Annotated in this window: 11 protein-coding genes; 5 read left to right on the plus strand and 6 right to left on the minus strand. The window is 69.0% G+C overall.

Annotated elements, in window-relative coordinates; translation table 11 throughout:
• Positions 1-63 precede the first annotated feature (63 nt).
• The 4 genes from G448_RS0106325 to G448_RS15390 all read left to right on the plus strand — a co-directional run bounded on the left by G448_RS0106325 (position 64) and on the right by G448_RS15390 (position 11,745).
• Positions 64-6,639 carry a DEAD/DEAH box helicase gene (locus G448_RS0106325; protein ID WP_245572214.1) on the plus strand — a complete coding sequence of 2,192 codons (6,576 nt, stop codon included), beginning with the start codon at positions 64-66 and terminating at the stop codon, positions 6,637-6,639.
• 1 nt (position 6,640) lies between these two features.
• The gene (locus G448_RS0106330) at positions 6,641-9,169 is read left to right on the plus strand and encodes a 3'-5' exonuclease (RefSeq protein WP_026407309.1); all 2,529 of its coding nucleotides are present in this window, start codon (positions 6,641-6,643) and stop codon (positions 9,167-9,169) included.
• 246 nt (positions 9,170-9,415) lie between these two features.
• Positions 9,416-11,089 carry a hypothetical protein gene (locus tag G448_RS18055; RefSeq protein ID WP_156910942.1) on the plus strand — a complete coding sequence of 558 codons (1,674 nt, stop codon included), beginning with the start codon at positions 9,416-9,418 and terminating at the stop codon, positions 11,087-11,089.
• Positions 11,086-11,745: a 5' nucleotidase, NT5C type gene (locus G448_RS15390; protein ID WP_051268676.1), complete on the plus strand. Its 660-nt coding sequence runs from the start codon at positions 11,086-11,088 to the stop codon at positions 11,743-11,745. Before G448_RS18055 ends, G448_RS15390 begins: the two co-directional genes overlap by 4 nt.
• Positions 11,746-12,363: 618 nt before the next feature.
• Here G448_RS15390 and G448_RS17445 read toward each other — a convergent pair.
• Both G448_RS17445 and G448_RS15400 read right to left on the minus strand, forming a co-directional pair.
• Entirely contained in the window at positions 12,364-12,672 is a 309-nt protein-coding gene (locus G448_RS17445; RefSeq protein ID WP_245572215.1) for a hypothetical protein, read from the minus strand.
• A 705-nt stretch (positions 12,673-13,377) separates the two neighbouring features.
• Positions 13,378-13,698: a transposase gene (locus G448_RS15400; RefSeq protein ID WP_051268678.1), complete on the minus strand. Its 321-nt coding sequence runs from the start codon at positions 13,696-13,698 to the stop codon at positions 13,378-13,380.
• A gap of 157 nt (positions 13,699-13,855) precedes the next feature.
• On the opposite strand from G448_RS15400, the gene G448_RS15405 reads away from it, so the two are divergent.
• Positions 13,856-14,326, plus strand: a complete 471-nt coding sequence (locus G448_RS15405) for an RrF2 family transcriptional regulator (RefSeq protein ID WP_034494574.1) — start codon at positions 13,856-13,858, stop codon at positions 14,324-14,326.
• Positions 14,327-14,396: 70 nt separating this feature from the next.
• Here the strand turns inward: G448_RS15405 and G448_RS15410 are convergent, their stop codons facing one another.
• The 4 genes from G448_RS15410 to G448_RS0106385 all read right to left on the minus strand — a co-directional run bounded on the left by G448_RS15410 (position 14,397) and on the right by G448_RS0106385 (position 16,845).
• A complete protein-coding gene (locus G448_RS15410; RefSeq protein ID WP_034494577.1) occupies positions 14,397-15,794 on the minus strand; it encodes an MFS transporter in 1,398 nt (465 codons plus the stop codon).
• A gap of 82 nt (positions 15,795-15,876) precedes the next feature.
• Complete coding sequence (locus G448_RS18060; protein ID WP_156910943.1) at positions 15,877-16,248, minus strand: hypothetical protein; 372 nt, start codon at positions 16,246-16,248, stop codon at positions 15,877-15,879.
• A 94-nt stretch (positions 16,249-16,342) separates the two neighbouring features.
• Positions 16,343-16,600, minus strand: a complete 258-nt coding sequence (locus G448_RS0106380) for a Txe/YoeB family addiction module toxin (protein WP_026407311.1) — start codon at positions 16,598-16,600, stop codon at positions 16,343-16,345.
• Positions 16,597-16,845 (minus strand): type II toxin-antitoxin system Phd/YefM family antitoxin, encoded by a 249-nt coding sequence (locus G448_RS0106385; RefSeq protein WP_008731023.1) that lies wholly within the window; start codon positions 16,843-16,845, stop codon positions 16,597-16,599. The genes G448_RS0106380 and G448_RS0106385 overlap by 4 nt, the downstream gene beginning before the upstream one ends.
• Between the last annotated feature and the right edge of the window lie 163 nt (positions 16,846-17,008).

The following is a 17,008-nucleotide window of genomic DNA, read 5'->3' on the forward strand; positions in this document are numbered from 1 at the left end:
CACGAGGCCGTGCCGGCCCCGGCGGGCACAGGTCCCGTGCCCGCCCCGGCCGACGCCGCCCCCATGCCGCATCCGAGCCCCACCACTCACAACCAGCGCGCCTTACTCATGACTCTTCTGCTCCCCAGCCTCCAGGCCGAGCGCATCCGGCGCTCCATCGTCGACTACCTCTCGACGACCTTCGCGCTGACGGACGCCGAGCCGCGGCGCGTCCTCGCCGACTTCCTGGAGGACGAGGAGCAGGGAGTCTTCGTCGGCCCCTTCGTCCGCCTGCGCCTGCCCTACCTGGCCGCGAGCGCCGCCTCCCGCGCGGCGGGCCAGGCAGACAGCCCCCTCGACTGGGACCCCGGCCTTCCTCCCTACCAGCACCAGGAGGACGCCTACCGGCGCCTGACCACCAAGGGCGGTCACCGCCCCGAGCCGACCATCGTCACCACCGGCACCGGCTCGGGCAAGACCGAGGCCTTCCTCCACCCCGTCATCGACCACGTGCTGCGCGCCCGAGCCGAGGGGGTCACCGGCATCAAGGCCCTCATCCTCTACCCCATGAACGCCCTGGCCGCCGACCAGGCCGGCCGCCTCGCCCGCCTCATCGCCGGGGATCCCGCCCTGGCCGGCGTGCGCGCCGCCGTCTACACGGGAGACTCCTCCGCCCGGCCGCACAAGCACGTCACCGCCGACTCCCTCATCACCGACCGCTACGTCATCCGCGACAACCCGCCGGACATCCTGCTCACCAACTACAAGATGCTCGACCAGCTCCTCCTGCGCCCCGAGGACCGCGAGCTGTGGCGGGCCTCGGCCGGGTCGCTGACCTACCTGGTCCTCGACGAGTTCCACACCTACGACGGCGCCCAGGGCACCGACGTCGCCATGCTGCTGCGGCGCCTGGGCCTGGCCCTGCGCGCCCACCTGCCCGCCGACGACCCCCGCCAGGAGGCCTTCGCCGCCTCGCCGCTCGGCCCCGTGTGCCCCGTGGCCACCTCCGCAACCCTCGGCGACGGCGCAGACCCCTCCCGGATGCTCGCCTTCGCCCGCGACGTCTTCGGCGCCGACCTGCCCACGAGCGTCGTCGTCACCGAGACGCGCGCCGACCTCGACCGGTGGGCCGCCGCGCACCTCGCCACTGCCGAGTCCAAGGGCCTGGCCGGTTGCGCCCTGCGCCTGCGCTCCCTGCCCGGTGAGAACCTGCAGGCCCTGGCCCGCTTCGCCGAGGCCGGCTCCCCCGATCCAGAGGAGCTGCTCCGCGGCGTCGTCAGCAACCTGTATGACCTGCCCGAGGAGGTGGAGGACGCCCTCGACGCCGCCGGCCTCGCCTCCGCCCTCCAGGCCCACCCCGACGTCCTGGACCTCGTGCGCGCCGCCGGGAACTCCACACCGCTGGCCGCCCTCGCCCAGCGCCTCCTGGGCCCCGCCCCCGAGTCGGGTCCGGCCCGGCGGGTCCTCTCCGCGATCCTGGCGGCCCTGTCCGTCGTGCGCGCGGGACTCGACGGCACCCCCGACCGCCGCGCGGTCAACGTGGAGGTCACCCTGTGGATCCGGGAGGTCACCCGCGTCGACCGGGCCCTGACCTCCCTGCCCTCCTTCCGCTGGGCCGACGCCGCCTCCGAGCAGACGCGAGCCGAGGAGCCCGCGCGCCCCGCCCTGTACTGCCGCTCCTGCGGGCGCTCCGGCTGGGGCATCGTCCTGGCCCCCACCGGCCAGAGGGAGAAGGACGACCAGACCCACGTGCGCCGCGACCGCAGGACCGGCGATCCCCGCTTCCGGGCCCTCCTGCACGCCCCCGGCGAGGACGCCGACGACCGCACCCAAGCCGAGGCCGGCGAGATCAACCTGGAGGCCCGCCACCCCGGGCTGCGCTGGTACTCCATCAACAGCCGCGAGCTCCTCACCCGTCGCCCGGCCCAGGAGAGCACCGAGGCCAAGGAGGGCCTCGTCCTGCCGGTCCTCACCCTCACCGGGGACGAGCGCAGCATCGCCGAGGACTCCACCCACGACGTCTGCCCCTCCTGCGGGGCCAAGGACTCCATCCGCTTCCTCGGCTCGGCCGTCGCCACCCTCCTGTCGGTGTCCCTGACCACCCTGTTCGGCGACGACGCCCTCGACGACACCGAGAAGCGCGCCCTCATCTTCACCGACTCCGTGCAGGACGCCGCCCACCGCGCCGGCTTCGTCAACCAGCGCTCCCACACGATGAGCCTGCGCTCGGCCCTGCGCGGTGCCCTGCGGGCGGAGATGCCCATCGAGGAGTGGGCCGAGGCCGCCCTCGACGACGCCCGGGCCAGCGCCTTCGACCGCTACCGCCTGGTCCCCGCGGCCCTGGCCGAGCACCAGCGCTTCAAGCCCTACTGGGACCCGAAGGCCCCGGCCTCCAGGCGGCGGCGGGCCGAGTCGCACGTGCGCCGTCGGCTCCTGTTCGACATCGCCCTGGAGGTGGGCCTCCAGTCCACCTACGGGCGCACCCTGGAGGCCACCGGCTCGGTGACCGTCCACGTCAGCGCCGGACGCGCCAGCGCCCTGGCGGCCCTCGCCCGTCAGGCCCTCGGGGCCGACCAGCAGGGCGTCCTCGACGGCTTCGAGGGCATCAGCGACGCCGATCTGCTCGCCTGGGTGCGCGGCACCCTGGAGCACATGCGCCGCGAGGGCGCCATCGACCACGAATGGCTCGCGCGCTACAAGCGCGACGACGGCAAGCGCCTGTGGATCTGGTACAAGCGCAGGCGCGACCAGGGCCAGCCCGCCTTCCCCTCCGGGCGCGCCGCACCCGCCTTCCCCCAGGTGGGCGGCGGCCTCGACACCCGCACGTCGGCCTTCCCGCCGGTGGGCTCGTCGAAGTCCTGGTACGCCACCTGGACCCGCAAGTGCCTGGGGGTCGCGCCCACCCACGCCTCCCGCCTGGCCTGCGCGCTCCTGGCCCGCCTGGCCGAGGCCGAGATCCTCAGCGTCACCGCCACCGACTCCGGCGGCACCGTCTACGGGCTGCCGGCCGGGCGCGTCGTCGTCTCCCCCCTGCGCGAGACCACGCGCGAGACCCTGCTCCTGGTGTGCGACACCTGCCGAACGCAGTTGCCCGCCGCCACCGCCACCGTCGATCAGCTCGACGGCGCCCCCTGCTCGGCCGCCGGCTGCCCGGGTCACCTGAGGGCCCGGCCGCATCCGGCGGAGAGCTTCTACCGCAGCATGTACGCCGGGGCCCACGTGCGCCGCGTCGACTCCCACGAGCACACCTCCCTGCTCGACGCCGACGAGCGCGCCGCCGTCGAGGCCGGGTTCAAGCGCCCCGAGCAGGCGCCGGGGGACCCCAACGTCCTGGTGGCCACCCCCACCCTGGAGATGGGCATCGACATCGGGGACCTGTCCACCGTCATGCTCGGCTCCCTGCCGGCCACGGTCGCCTCCTACGTGCAGCGGGTCGGCCGCGCGGGCCGCCGCAGCGGCTCGGCGCTCGCCCTGGCCTACGTGCCCGGCAGGCGCAGCCAGCTGCCGATCCTCGACGCCCCCGACCGGCTCCTCAACGGATCGGTCGCGCCGCCGTCGACCTACCTGGGGGCCGAGGAGATCCTGCGCCGCCAGTTCCTGGCCTCCGTCATCGACACCCTCACCCGTGAGAACCACCCGGCCGTCCCCTCCGGGGGCCGCGGCGGCGGCACCGCCAGGACCGCGCTGGGCGCCACCGGCGAGGGCTCGCTCATCACCACCGTGTGCGAGCGGATCGAGCGCGACGGCGCCCTGCTGGCGCAGGTCTTCACCGCCGCCTTCCGGGAGCGCACGCCGGCGCTCGACCGCCTGACCACCTGGGTGACTCGGGACTGCGGCGCCGGGCCCCGAGAGATGCTCACGCGGGACGCCGCCGAGCACCGCGCCGAGGCCGAGCGGCTGCGCCATCAGGAGCGCCAGATCCGCGAGACCCTGCCCGGGCTCAAGGCCGCCGCCGAGCGCCCCAACCCCACCGAGGAGGACCGGCGGGCCCAGCGCGCCGCCGAGGGAGCCCAGAAGGCGGCCCGGTCACGGATCCTCGAGCTGGAGGAGGAGCACTGGGTCTCGGCCCTGGAACGCCACGGCATCCTGCCCAACTACACCCTCATCGACGACTCCGTGCGCCTGTCCGCCCGCGTCTCCTGGCGCGACCCGGACAACGACGAGTTCCACTCCGAGCCCTACGACGTCGAGCGGGCCTCCGTCCACGCCCTGCACGAGTTCGCCCCCGGCGCCACCTTCTACACCCGCGGCCTGGAGATGACCATCGAGGGCATTGACGCCTCCGACCTGCGCAACCAGGCCCAGTGGTGGTTCTGCTGCGAGGCCTGCGGCTACACCGACGTGCGCGAGCCGCAGGAGACCCGGCCCGCCGCGCCCCCGCAGTGCCCGAGGTGCCGCGACACCGCCATCGCCGATGTCGGGCGCGCCCGGCGGGTCCTGCGCCTGAGTCGGGTCTTCGCCGACGTCTCCCGGGACGACGCCCGTATCGGGGACTCCAGTGACGAGCGGCTGCGCGCCCGCTTCGAGGTCCTGCCGCTGGCCGACGTCGACCCGGCGCGCGCGGTGCGCCAGTGGAGCGTGGAGGCCTCCGGGTTCGGGCTGACCCGCTACCGGGCCATGAACCTGCGCTGGCTCAACACCGGGCGGCCCCTGGCCGGCCAGAGCGTCGACCAGGTGGCCGGCAACGCCCTGTCCTCACGGGACTTCCGCCTGTGCGAGGCCTGCGGCAAGCTCGACACGGACACGCGGGCCGCCTCCGCCCGCGAGCACCGGCCCTGGTGCCGGTACCGCAGCGACCCGGCCGAGCACGTGATCGCCGTCGACCTCATGCGCGAGCTGAGCACCGAGGCGCTCGCCCTCGTCCTGCCGCTCGGCTTCGCCACCGACCGGGTGGGCGTGGACTCGCTGGCCTCCGCGATCCTCCTGGGACTGGAGATCACCACCGGCGGCTCCCCCGACCACCTCGGCATCGCCTGCGTCCCCCACCCCGTCGCCGACGGCGCCCCCGGCGAGACCCGCCCCGCCCTCCTGCTCCACGACACCGTGCCCGGGGGCACCGGCTACCTCACCGACCACGACGACTCCTCCCGACTCTGGAGCCTCCTCATCCGCACCGGCCAGCGCCTGGAGAGCTGCCCGTGCCGCGCCGAGGGCAAGGACATGTGCCCGGACTGCCTGCGGCCCCACGCCGTCTCCGCCGAGGTCACCCGCGCTGCCGCCCTGCACGCCATCGGCCAGGTCCTCGGCCTGGACACCACGGGCACCGACGTCCTGTTCGCGGACCTCGACCCGGAGGTCCCCCAGTGGGAGGTCACCGACGAGGCCGTGCGCGCCGGCACCGGGGAGAGCCCCCTGGAGGTGCGCTTCCGCGCCACGCTCGCCGAGCTCCTGGGCAAGGAGATGGCCGTGCGCACCACCAGCGACCCCTCGGGCGCGCCCGCGCTGGAGGTCGACGGGGGCCGCTGGCGGATCCGCCCCCAGCTCGACGTCCGCGGCACCCGCCCCGACTTCGCCTGCCTGCGCCCCGGGGGCCGCGGCCCCATCGCCATCTTCACCGACGGTCGCAGCTACCACGCCAGTCGCGCGCACAACCGCCTCGCCGACGACGCCGACAAACGCGCGCGGCTGCGCGCCGCCGGCTACCGGGTCGTCTCCGTCGGCGCCGAGGACTTGGACGAGCCGTGGGACCCGGCCTGGCTGGGTGAGACCATCATCGCCCAGCTCAAGAACGGCGCCCTGGGGCCCGCGCGCGCCGGCGGCGTCACCGACCAGGCCATCGCCGCCTGGCGCGGCGGGCCGATGGCGCTCCTGGAGGCGATGCTGAGAGACGACGTCGAGGACCCCGGCTCCAGCCCGACCGCCGCCGCCCTGGAGGCTCTGGCCGACTCCGCCTGGGGGCCGCTCATCGTCGGCGCCGCCGGCCACCTGCCCCTGGGTCAGAACGCGTCCCTGCGGTACTCCGCCACCCAGGGCGCCGGGGCGGATCCGCTGTGGGAGGCGCTGCGCGTGCTGCGGCCCGAGGATGATCTGCCCGAGCCAGCCGGCGCTGCTGATGCCGCCGCCTCCCCCGCGGGTTCCGCACGCTCCGGCTCGGTCTTCGCCATCCCCCACCTCGCTCTGGCGGTCCAGCTGACCGGTGTCTCCACCACGGGGATGGCCCTCGTGCTCGACGACTCCGACGAGGCCCTGGCCTCCCCCGAGCACCCCGAGGCCTGGCTGGCCTGGCTGCGGCTCGGCAACGTGCTCGCCCTGTCCCGGGCGTCCGTGGACATCACCACGACCAGCCGGGCCCTGGCCGAGCTGCGCGCCCGCGCCCAGGTCGAGGTCGCCGTCGCCGACGTCGCCGGCAGCCCCGCCGCCATGAGCGATCTCGGCTGGGACGACGTCGACCGGGACCTCACCCCCGAGCCCGTCCTCGCCCTCCTGCCCCACCTGGCCGCGGCCGGCGTCCCCCACGGGGGCGACGGCGTCGAGGTCGGCGGCATCATGACGGACCTGTCCTGGGCCGCGCCCAAGGTCGCTGTCCTCGCCGAGCCGCAGGACGGCGACGAGGAGGCCCTGACGGCGGCCGGCTGGCGCGTCATCGTCACCGGCGACGATCCGGCCCGCACCGCCACCGATATCTGCGCGCTCATCCCCGAGCTCCTGGAAGGACACTGACATGGCCACGATCCTGTTGCCCAGCAGCAAGACGAAGGACGCCACCGCCAAGGACCCCTCCCTCAGGGCGAAGATTGGGCCATTCATCAGCAAGCTGTCCACCATGACCGCGAGCTCGGGCCTGCACCTGGAGCCCATTCGTGGGGCGCGGGACCGGCGCGTGCGCACCGCGCGCGTCACCGACTTCTACCGGGCCGTCCTGTTCGAGCTCGCCGCCGACGGCGAGGTCGTCTACGTCGTTCACGGCATCTGGCCGCACGACGAGGCCATCAAGATCGCCGAGTCCGTCACGGTCCACGTCAACCCCCGCAACGGCATCACCGAGGTCGTCGACGTCCGGGACCTCATCGGCCTGGATCCCGACGCCGTCGAGGAGGCGCGGCGCGCGGCCCGGGCCAAGCTCGCCGCTGCCCAGCGCGAGGCCGACGAGATCGCCCGCGAGACCGTCCGGATCCAGGCCGCCAACGCCGAGGCGCGCCGTCGCAACCAGGAGGCCGCGAGAGGCTCCGACGCCGGTTCCGAGCCCACCCAGGCACCCGGTGCTGAGCCGGTCGCGGTGACTGCTGCACCACCGGTGGAGGGCCGCCGGAGCGAAGGCGGGACGGCTGCTGGGGTGGCCACCGGGGCCGTTACTGTGCCGGGCGCCGTCGTCGTCCCCAGCCGGGACCAGGCCCCCAGCTGGCCCGAGGGGCTCACCGTGGAGATCCTGCGCGACGAGCTCGGCATCGACGTCCAGCTCGGCGCGGCGGCACTGGCGGCGGAGCGTGAGTCCCAGCTGCTCGACCTGGCCTCCACCGCCCAGGTCTCCTGGCAGGGCGAGGCGCTGCTCAACCTGGCCACGGGGGCGACGATCGAGGACATCCGTGAGGACTTCGGGCTGCGGCTCTCGCGCGACGTCGCCGCCGAGCCCACCGACGCCGACCTCATCGCCGGTCTGCGCACCCGCGCGGCGCGCTCGACCTTCACCTGGGTGGAGACCGACGAGGACCTGCGCCGCGCCATCGAGGGTCTCAGCTTCGCCGAGTGGCAGCTCTTCCTGCACCCCCAGCAGCGGGCCCTCGTGGAGCGGCGCGCGAACGGCCCCATGCGCGTCTCGGGCGGCGCCGGAACCGGGAAGACCGTCATCGCGGTGCACCGCGCCGTCGAACTCGCCGAGCGGGATGCGGCCGAGGGACGCGAGCCGCGGATCCTGCTGACGACCTACACGCGCAACCTCGCCGACGACCTGCGCCGTCAGGTCGCCCAGCTCGAGCCACGGCTGTCCTTCACCGAGAGGCTTGGCGAGTCCGGGGTCATGGTCAGTGGCCTGGACCGGGTGGCGCGCATGATCCTCCAGCGGGCCGGGAGCGAGATCACCCCGATCGCCCAGGGGGTCATCGGCCAGGCTCGCGCGCGGGTGCTGACCTACCCCAGGGGCAGTGTGTGGCAGGAGGTCCTCACCCTCATGGGCGATGAGCTGCCCGAGGGGCTGCGCTCCGCCGACTTCCTGGAGTCCGAGTACGACCTCATCGTTCTGCCACAGCGCATCACCACCCTTCGGCAGTACCTGCGCATCCGCCGGCCCGGGCGGGGCGTGGCCCTGGACCGGTTCAGGCGGGCCGCCGTGTGGAAGGCGGTGGAGCGCTACCGGGACCGCAGCGCCGACCTGGGCGTCACCTCCTTCTCCGAGCAGCTCGCGCTGGCCGCCGCCTGGCTCGACCACGAGGCGGCCCTCGGCTCGCCCAGGCCCTTCCGGCACGTGCTCGTCGACGAGGCCCAGGACCTGTCTCCCGCCCACCTGCAGCTGCTGCGGGCGCTGGTGGAACCTGGCCCGGACGATCTGTTCCTGGCCGAGGACTCCCACCAGCGGATCTACGGCAAGAAGATCACGCTCAGCCACTACGGGATCCAGGTGCGAGGGCGATCGCGGCGGCTGACGCGCAACTACCGCACCACCCGTCAGAACCTCGACGTCGCCTTCGGGATCCTCGATCCCGGCACCTATGAAGATATGGAGGGGCAGGCCGAGGAGCACCGCTACGTCTCGCCGCGCTCCGGACCGGAGCCGCTGCTGCTGCACGCCACTGACCGCGCCGATGAGCTGAGCAAGGCCGCTGAGCTGTTGACGGTGTGGCTGGAGCAGGACCGGGACAGTGAGGACAGTGCCCCGGAGTCCATCGCCGTCCTCGTGCGTGACCACTACCAGCGCGACGCCGTCGTCAACGGCCTGGCGCAGCACGGGGTGGAGGTGCGCGCCGTGGACCGCGAGGCGGCCGGTCGGGGCCGGCCGGTGGTCATGACGATGCACCGTGCCAAGGGGCTGGAGTTCCGCAAAGTCCTGCTCTTCGACGTGTCGGAGAACGCGATCCCCCGGTCGCTGCGGGACCAGCAGTACTCCGAGGCCGACCACGCCGATGCGATGCTGCGGGAGCGCTCGCTCCTGTACGTGGCGGCCACCCGCGCCCGCGACCAGCTCGCCATCTCCTGGAGCGGGAAGGCGAGTCCGTTGCTGGACACCATCGCACGACGAGAGCAGCAACCGCTCGCATAAGCGAAAGGCCATCTCATGAGAATTTCCTGCCTTCTTCCCAAATATTGGAATAGGCGTGGAGAATCCTCGACGGATCCGACGCCCGAAGCGGTAGCCCGCCCCCAGTCTTCCGCAGAAAAATCGCCCACTCAATTGGATCCCACGGAGCCCCCAGCGAATCATGCGCCGACCGGACCGACTAGGCCGACCGGACATTCTCCCATTGGCGAGCGCGCCGCCGCCCTGGTTTTAAGCCACCAATCCTGGGTGAGAAGGAGGGTCGAGTCCGTTCAGTTTCTTCCAGGAGGTGAGACCAGGCATCGCATCAGCTTCGATCTCGCGATACCCGAGGAGCTCACCATCTCCGGCCAGGAGATCAGCGCCAGCGAGAACAGCAGTCTTATCGCCGTACCTTTGACGTATATGCGGAAAGGGGCGCTCGTCGATCTTGACATCAGCGGAGCGGATGGAAGCGCTCTGCCCTCGGTCGGAGCCGAAGAAAATGGGCGCATCACAGTGGCGGCACTCCAGTGGCTCGTGGACCGCCTCCCCAGACTCGAAGAACTTCCGAGCGGAAGCGATCTCGAGAAGGATCTTCAGCGCGTCGTTTACAGTACCTCCGTTTTTGATGACATTAATTCCTCCGGCACGCGCCCCATGATTGTCAACGGCAAGCCCACGAGTCTCAATGACAAGCGCGATAGGTGTTTTAGAGCCCTACTGTCCTCCCTCATCGACGAGAAGGATCCGCCCGCAGTCGATGACACATGGCTCGAACTGGCGCATCTAGGCACTTATCTCTCCAGTCAGATATCAGCGCACCTCGCGGACCCCATCCCGTCTACCGAAGACGACGATAATGAGCGAACCGAGAATCGTGCAGCCCTCGCCTCACTGCTCATGCTTCTGTCGACCGTTTCAACTAGTTACGCCTTCACCATTCTCGCCCCTCGTGCAGTCGTCATCTCCCGGACTATAATTAAGGTCTCCTTTGACACCGACATACCGAATAGTCTCCGAAAGAAGAAGGGCTCCACCGTCCCCAAAGTCGAGCAGTATTCGATTTACGTTCCAACGAGAGCAGCAAAATCAACCCATATCGACCTCCGCCCCGCCGACGGCACAGAATTGCTTGGATTGAGCGCTCATCGTATGGGACACGCCCCGCATAAGGCACTCTCCGTCAAAGCGATGGGGCCCAACATCCACATCAACGCCGGTCGCCCTAGCGAGGCCCCTCTCACCGGACTCGCAGTGAGCATGTGGTGCACGCACCGATCGCTCATACCGGTGCTCATCGGATCCGTGCTCTCCTCTCTCCTCTGTCTTCTCTTGTTCGTCATCTCATTTCTGAGAGTCAACATATTTTCGAAATTTTTCACAGCCGACAGCGTTCTCGCGATTCTCGCCCTCGTGGTCGGCCTGTGGGCGGCAACAATTTTCGACATCGGACGTCATCGCCTTACCAAAGACATCAACAAGCCGCTCCTCTGCCGAATCATAACTCTTGCCGTCGCTGTCACTTCGAGCCTCCTCTCCGTCGCCGCCGCCACGGATCAGCAGGGCGCATTCCAGACCGAAGGAGTTCTCACAGGAGGTGTGCACTGGAATACATGGAGCGCAACCGCTCTCGTCGCCCTTTTCTGCGCCATTCTTTGCATCAAGATCGCGATTCAGGCATGTCTCTGGGCATCGGATCGCAAAAAACAGTCCAAGATCATGGACGAGATTCGCGAAAAAGGTCGACTCATCCTCCCGACCAATACCGCAGCAGCACCGACGTCACACAACGATCGCATCGATGCAGCCGAAGTCGCGGCGTTCGAATGCGTCGCGGACCTTCCCGAAGACGGCCCCTCCCAGGCACTTGAATGCGTGAAGCATGTCTGCCATCATATCTGGGAGCAGCACGCATGCGCCCCAACAGAAGCAGATCAATGAACCCGACCATACCGACGACGACCTTCCCACAATCGCTCATCACCCCTCGCGGCTCCGGACATGCGATCATCGATATCGATCTCGACGGCGTATGCGCAGACTACATAACGGCGATGCGCACCATCTGCGCCAAAGAATTCAATATCCCCGAGGACTCGATTCCGGAGCCGGACACCTACAACCTGGCGGACGCCAAGGGTTGGCCCATCAGGGACAGTAAGACATTTTTGCAGATCCACACAAAGGCAGTTGCCGGCCACCTCTACCGGAAGATCCCAATCTTCCCAGGAACAAAAGAAGCCTTCAACTACCTCAGCGACAGCGGTTTTCACATCCGAATTGCAACGCACAGGCTCATCTCCTCCGGCCTGCATCAGATCGTCGTATCGGATACCGCCACCTGGCTGGAGGAGCATCATCTTCCTTACATGTCCCTGTGCTTCGTAGGTCCGAAGGACACTCTTGACGCGAATCTCCACATCGAGGACTCCCCATCGGTGGCAAGCGATCTAGTCCGTGCACATCAGCAGACAGTTCTGATGGACCGCACGTACAACCGATCCATCACAGGAGTCCCACGCGTCCACTCATGGGATGAACTCACGAGGGCGATCGAACTGCACCTGAATGAGGCCAGAACGGCATCTCTCACGTGACCAACATGGATAGAAAAGCCGACGGACCTGGACGTCGTGCTTCAGGAGGACCACAGTGCCGCGCCCCGCCTTCTCCCACGTGCAGCGAACCCCTTGAGAGTCGCGTGGGCTGTACGTTATCTCACAGATCGCGACCCGCTTCGCCAGTGGCGCGCCCGACTATCATGGGATTGATCGTCCCCCAGCCAGGCCTCTTACCCCCTCGGGAGTAATGCCCACATGGCTGAGGCCTTTTGATATGTGGAACGGAGGCCTCACCTCTTTACCGCATTCCGCGCGGCGCAACCGTCGGAACGCGGAAACGCGGGGTCAAGCACCGGGTGCCGTCAAACATCTGCGAACGCTGTAGGCAGCATCCCTCTCGAGCAACTGCCGGGCATCCATCTGCTCGGAGACAGGATCGACCTTCGACGATCCCTCGGCTAGAGCGCGTCGCACCCGAGGATCGAGGTCAGTAGCCAGACGCGCACCGAGGTGAGGCGGGAATGGATGGCGTGCCCGGATGGTGGCGGCAGGTGAGCGAGCAGCACAACTCTGGCCGGAGAGGAATCCCAGGTCGTCATTGAGCGCATCGGTATCCTGAAGCTGCCGGAGCGCACAGGGGGCGGCAAAGTCTGTTTAGGTGATTGGCTGGGCGATGAGCTTGATAGCTCGTTTTGGTCGTCTTGACAGGGCTCTGGTGGTTGAGGAGATAGAGACTCTGGCGCCGTGGAAGAGTCGGATGAGGCCGATGGCGAGGTTTCTCAGCGCAGCCATGATCTCCGGGCCGTTAGCGGTGCGCAACTGGCGGTGGTCCTCGCCCGTGACGACGTCTCTGACCCGGTGGGGCCGGTTCTCGATTCCCCGGTGCCCTTGGATCCAGACCGCGACGACCTCGGGCCGGGCCTGGTCCATGGGCAGTGAGCAGACCCGGGTGGACCACCTCAACTCTCGTCTTCGTAGCGATTGTCTTAGCGCTGCTATTCTTGCCCGCTTTCTTGCGGTTCTTGGTGGTTTGGGTGCGTCGGACCCGGACCACCATGAAGCGCAGGAGCACGGGCAAGAACGGCAGGGCCAAGCTCAGGATGTCAGTGCCGGCTGGCATGATGGAACCTGCCTTTCTCCGGCACCTTCCCCCCCGGAACACCCACGTCCTGGCCGGGGAGGAGAGGAACTGGGAAGGAGGTGAGGGCCGTGTCCAAGCCGAGAGGGCGACATGCCAAAGTCCACCGGGGCAAGGGAACGGCCCGGAAGGTGAGCGACGTACTCAACTCGATCGCTCGCCCGATCCGGGCCGTCGGTGTCCTGGTGGATGCCCTCAGCAAGTGGATCGGCTAGGCCATCCGCTTGCGAGGGGAGTCGCCCGGCTAGCACCCGGGTGGCTCCCCACCATTATGGCCGGCACCGCTCCGCTCTGTCCACAGTCCGACGAGACTCATCAGGGATGCCCGCGCAGGAGGCTCGGTGCCTCACGTAGGGATGCCCGCGAAGTCCGTGGACCGTGGTGGGCACGGGAAGTGGGTTGTCGATACAGACCAGGGCCGAGATCACGAGCAGGTACGCCAGGGCGTATGCGAAGGCGTCGAAGAAGGACAAGAGGCGGGGATCCTTGACGAGGTCTGGCTCTCGCGGCCTGGAGCCGGGACAACGCCCTCAGCGCGGCGGGCGGCCCGCACTCCGCCGCGATGGACAAACCGACGCATTCCTGAGAATCGCATTCGCCTTGCGTAGCTCACGGTTCTCGGCCTCCAGCTCCCCGATCCGCTCGGCGTCCTCGCCGGTGGTTCCCGGCCGGGTGCCGCCGTCGATCTCGGCCTGTCCGACCCAGATGCGCAGAGCCTCGGGGCAAACGCTCGGATCGTCGGCGATCCTGCGGATCGCGCCCCCGAACCTCTCAGGGTCCCGACGGACCTCCACAGCCATCCGGGCGACCCACCCCCTCAGCTCCTCGGGGTACTTCCTCGGCGCACTCATGACACCATGACACCGAATTCTTCCGCGCATTCACCGCCTCCACGAAACCCGGGGCGATTCACGGCAATGGCATGCCGTCGAAACAAGGAGCAATCCACTCATGGCGTAGCCAGCGAGCGAAGTTGAGATCTCAAACGATGTATGAGAGCCTTGACGCATGCGTCTCTCAAAGGGGGTCGAGTGGGCTCTTCATACAACCATCCTGCTCGCTCAGGCGCCCGAGGGCACCTGGATCCCCCGTAAGACGATTGCAGAATTCTACGGCCTGAAGGAAGCCTACCTCGCCAAGTATCTCCAGCGGCTTGTTGCGGAAGGTGTTCTTCTGGCGACAACGGGTCCTCGCGGAGGGTATCGTCTGGCCGCCCCCGCCGAGAAGATCACCACCCTGAGCGTGTTCGAGGCCATCGAGGGCTCGGCGCCGGCATTCACCTGTCAAGAGATTCGGCGACAAGGAATAGGGGCGGCGACGCCGGAGGAGTGCCAGCACAAGTGCATTGTCCACTCCTTGGTCGACCAGGCCGACGCCGCATGGCGCGCCGAGATGGCGGGGCGTACCGTCGCCAACCTGGTCGAGGTTCTTCCGGATTCGCTTAAGACGAGAACAGCAGCCTTCCTATCAAAGGTATGAGTCACCCCAGTAACCATCAACAGCAGTCTTCGGACTTATATTCGCCCCCACCCATAATAGGCCCCGCATTCTAACGCGCCGTCGCCTCCTGCTTGATCGTTGCCCTCCAGCACGTGAATCCGACCAGCGCGACGAGCAGGATGTGGATGATGGTGGATGCGGTCATCCCGTTGATCATGCTCTTCGTTGCGAAACTGTAGAAGATGGCTCCTACTATCACCACGCCGAGCGACGCGCCGAATTGCTGAAGGGTCGTGACGACTCCGCTCGCCATTCCCGCCTGCTTGGGAGCGACCTCCGACAGTGAGAGTCCGGTGAGTGTCGGAAGAATCAAGCCGTTGCCGAATCCGGTCAGGCTGACGGCGACCACCAGCCACCACGGCAGAGTGCTCGCAGAAGAACCGGCCAGAATCGCGACCACTATCACGCCGAGCCCGATGCTGGTGATCCCGCACCCGAGCATGAGGCTTCCGCGAAGGTGCTTGCGCACCTGGCTGGACCCGGCCAGCGAGCTGATCATGAAGGTCGCGCCCGAGGGGACGAAGACCAGGCCGGCCTGGATCGGGGTGAGGTCGCAGTAGCGCTGCAGCACGACGGTCAGGACGAACATGAAGCTCGCGAAGTAGGCCATGAAGGCCCCGGAGGCGACGCTGCCCAGGCGCATCGATCGCACCAGGAACAGTCTCGGATTCAACGTGACGGGGAGCTCTTTCGCAACGCGGCTCGCCTGACTGCGGATGGTGACCGCGAGGACGATCAGCCCGAGGACTCCCGAGGCGATGGCGATCCTGGGGCGTTGGTACTGAGCGAGAAGTGCGGCCCCCATCAGTCCCGCCACGCCGACGAAGACGGCCAGGGCCCCGATTCCATCGACGCTGTTCTCGCCCCTCGACGACACCGGAGGCAGGTAACGGAGGGACGCGATGATGGCGATCAGCATGATCGGCACGTTCACCAGGAAGATGAGCCGCCACCCGAGGCCCCAGGGGTTCGCCTGCACGAGGAAGCCCCCCAGGCCCTGGCCGGCGATGGAGCCGACCCCCGAGGCGACACCGAACCACCCCATCGCCCATCCCCGTCGTTCCGGTGCGACGACCGTGTTGATGAACGCCAGCACCTGGGGAAGCATCACCGCCGCGCTCAGGCCCTGCATGGCTCGGCACGCGATGAGAACGCCGGCGTTCGGAGCCAGTCCGCACAGCGCCGACGTCACCGCGAAGGCCGTCAACCCGGCGATGAACACCCGGCGGCGCCCGAGCAGGTCACCGAGACGGCCCCCTGTCACCAGACCCGCCGCGTACATGAAGGCATAACCGGCGACCACCAGCTCCAGCGCGGTGTTGCCGGCGCCCAGACTCGTCTGGATGTCCGGGGCCGCCACGTTGACGACGAAGAAGTCGAACTGTCCGATGAAGGTCGCGATCAGGACGGTGCCGAGGAGGCGCCTCCGATCGATTGTGGATGTCATACATCCACAATATCTTCAATCGGAGGCACTGTCACGCCCGCTGAGCGAGGTCTCACACGGATCCCCGACGAGGTCCGCGCGGTCATGGTCTGGAGCGGGGAGGGCGCATGCCGTGGCCCGGCGGCAGCCGCCGGGCGCCCACCGGGCGCCGGCGGGCCGGGGACCTGACCATCCAGTCCCACCCGATCAGGCCCTGTTCGACACCAACGACAGGGCCCTCGGCCCATGCCTGGGCCCCACTCCCGTCGCGCTGCGTCACGCGATCATCGATGCCATCATCCTGGCCGCCGACCTGCCCGACGACGCCGTCGTCGACGTACGCCTGACCGCCGGGGAGGATCTGGGGGACGACGTCGCCCGAGCCATCGAGCCGGGCAACCGCCGCGCCGACCTTCATGCCGCCCAGGTCGCCCGGCCGGCCATGAACAGATCCGCCCCCCAGGAGGCGGCACACGCTCGGACATGCTCGGTGCCGGCCCGGCCGTCGCCGTGCGCCTCCTTACGGCCGAGAGTCGCGGAGTCTCGCGCACCCGCCCATGCGCGCGCACTCACTCGTAGTGGAACCGCGCCTGGAGGATCACAAGGTCATCGCCGTCGACGAGGTACACGAGCCGGTGCTCGCCGGAGATCCGCCTGGACCAGGCGCCGGACAGCGCGTGCCGCAGCGGCTCCGGCTTCCCCAGCCCCTCGAAGGGGTGGCGCACGGCATCCTCGATGAGCCCGTTGATCCGCGACAGCATGCGTCGGTCCGCCCTCAGCCAGGAGCGGTAGTCCGTCCAGCCGTTCGACGTGAAGACGAGCCTCACGACAGCAACCCGTGCTCCTCGATGCGTCCCTCGCGCGCCTGAGCGAGGCTCCCCAGGAGGTGCGCGGCGTTGGCGGGCACGCGCAGAAGGTGAGCCGTCTCCTCCAGCGCGTCGAATTCGCTGCGCGAGATGAGGACGGCGTCCCCTCGCCGCGAGGTGATCTCCACGGGAGCCGCGTCCTCATTGACCTGCTCGATGAGCCCGAACAGGTTCGCCCGGGCCTCGCTGGCGGACATGATGGACATGACCCCTCCTCCACATGTACGAGATCCAGTACAATCATGCGCGGCGTGCTCGGTGGGGTCAAGAGCCGAGACGGATGCCGGGGAGCCGCGCTCCACGGCCCCGCCCCGCGCCGCGGGACGACCTTCATCGATGAGACGGTCGTGAGGATCGGCGCCCATTCAT

It is taken from the genome of Actinomyces gerencseriae DSM 6844 (genome assembly GCF_000429265.1).
GTDB lineage: Bacteria > Actinomycetota > Actinomycetes > Actinomycetales > Actinomycetaceae > Actinomyces > Actinomyces gerencseriae.

Coding starts and splice junctions, on each gene's coding strand:
- G448_RS15400 (WP_051268678.1), bottom strand. CDS start 13,698: ATGAGTGCGCCGAGGAAGTACCCCGAGGAGCTGAGGGGGTGGGTCGCC.
- G448_RS15405 (WP_034494574.1), top strand. CDS start 13,856: ATGCGTCTCTCAAAGGGGGTCGAGTGGGCTCTTCATACAACCATCCTG.
- G448_RS15390 (WP_051268676.1), top strand. CDS start 11,086: ATGAACCCGACCATACCGACGACGACCTTCCCACAATCGCTCATCACC.
- G448_RS15410 (WP_034494577.1), bottom strand. CDS start 15,794: ATGACATCCACAATCGATCGGAGGCGCCTCCTCGGCACCGTCCTGATC.
- G448_RS0106330 (WP_026407309.1), top strand. CDS start 6,641: ATGGCCACGATCCTGTTGCCCAGCAGCAAGACGAAGGACGCCACCGCC.
- G448_RS0106325 (WP_245572214.1), top strand. CDS start 64: ATGCCGCATCCGAGCCCCACCACTCACAACCAGCGCGCCTTACTCATG.
- G448_RS0106385 (WP_008731023.1), bottom strand. CDS start 16,845: ATGTCCATCATGTCCGCCAGCGAGGCCCGGGCGAACCTGTTCGGGCTC.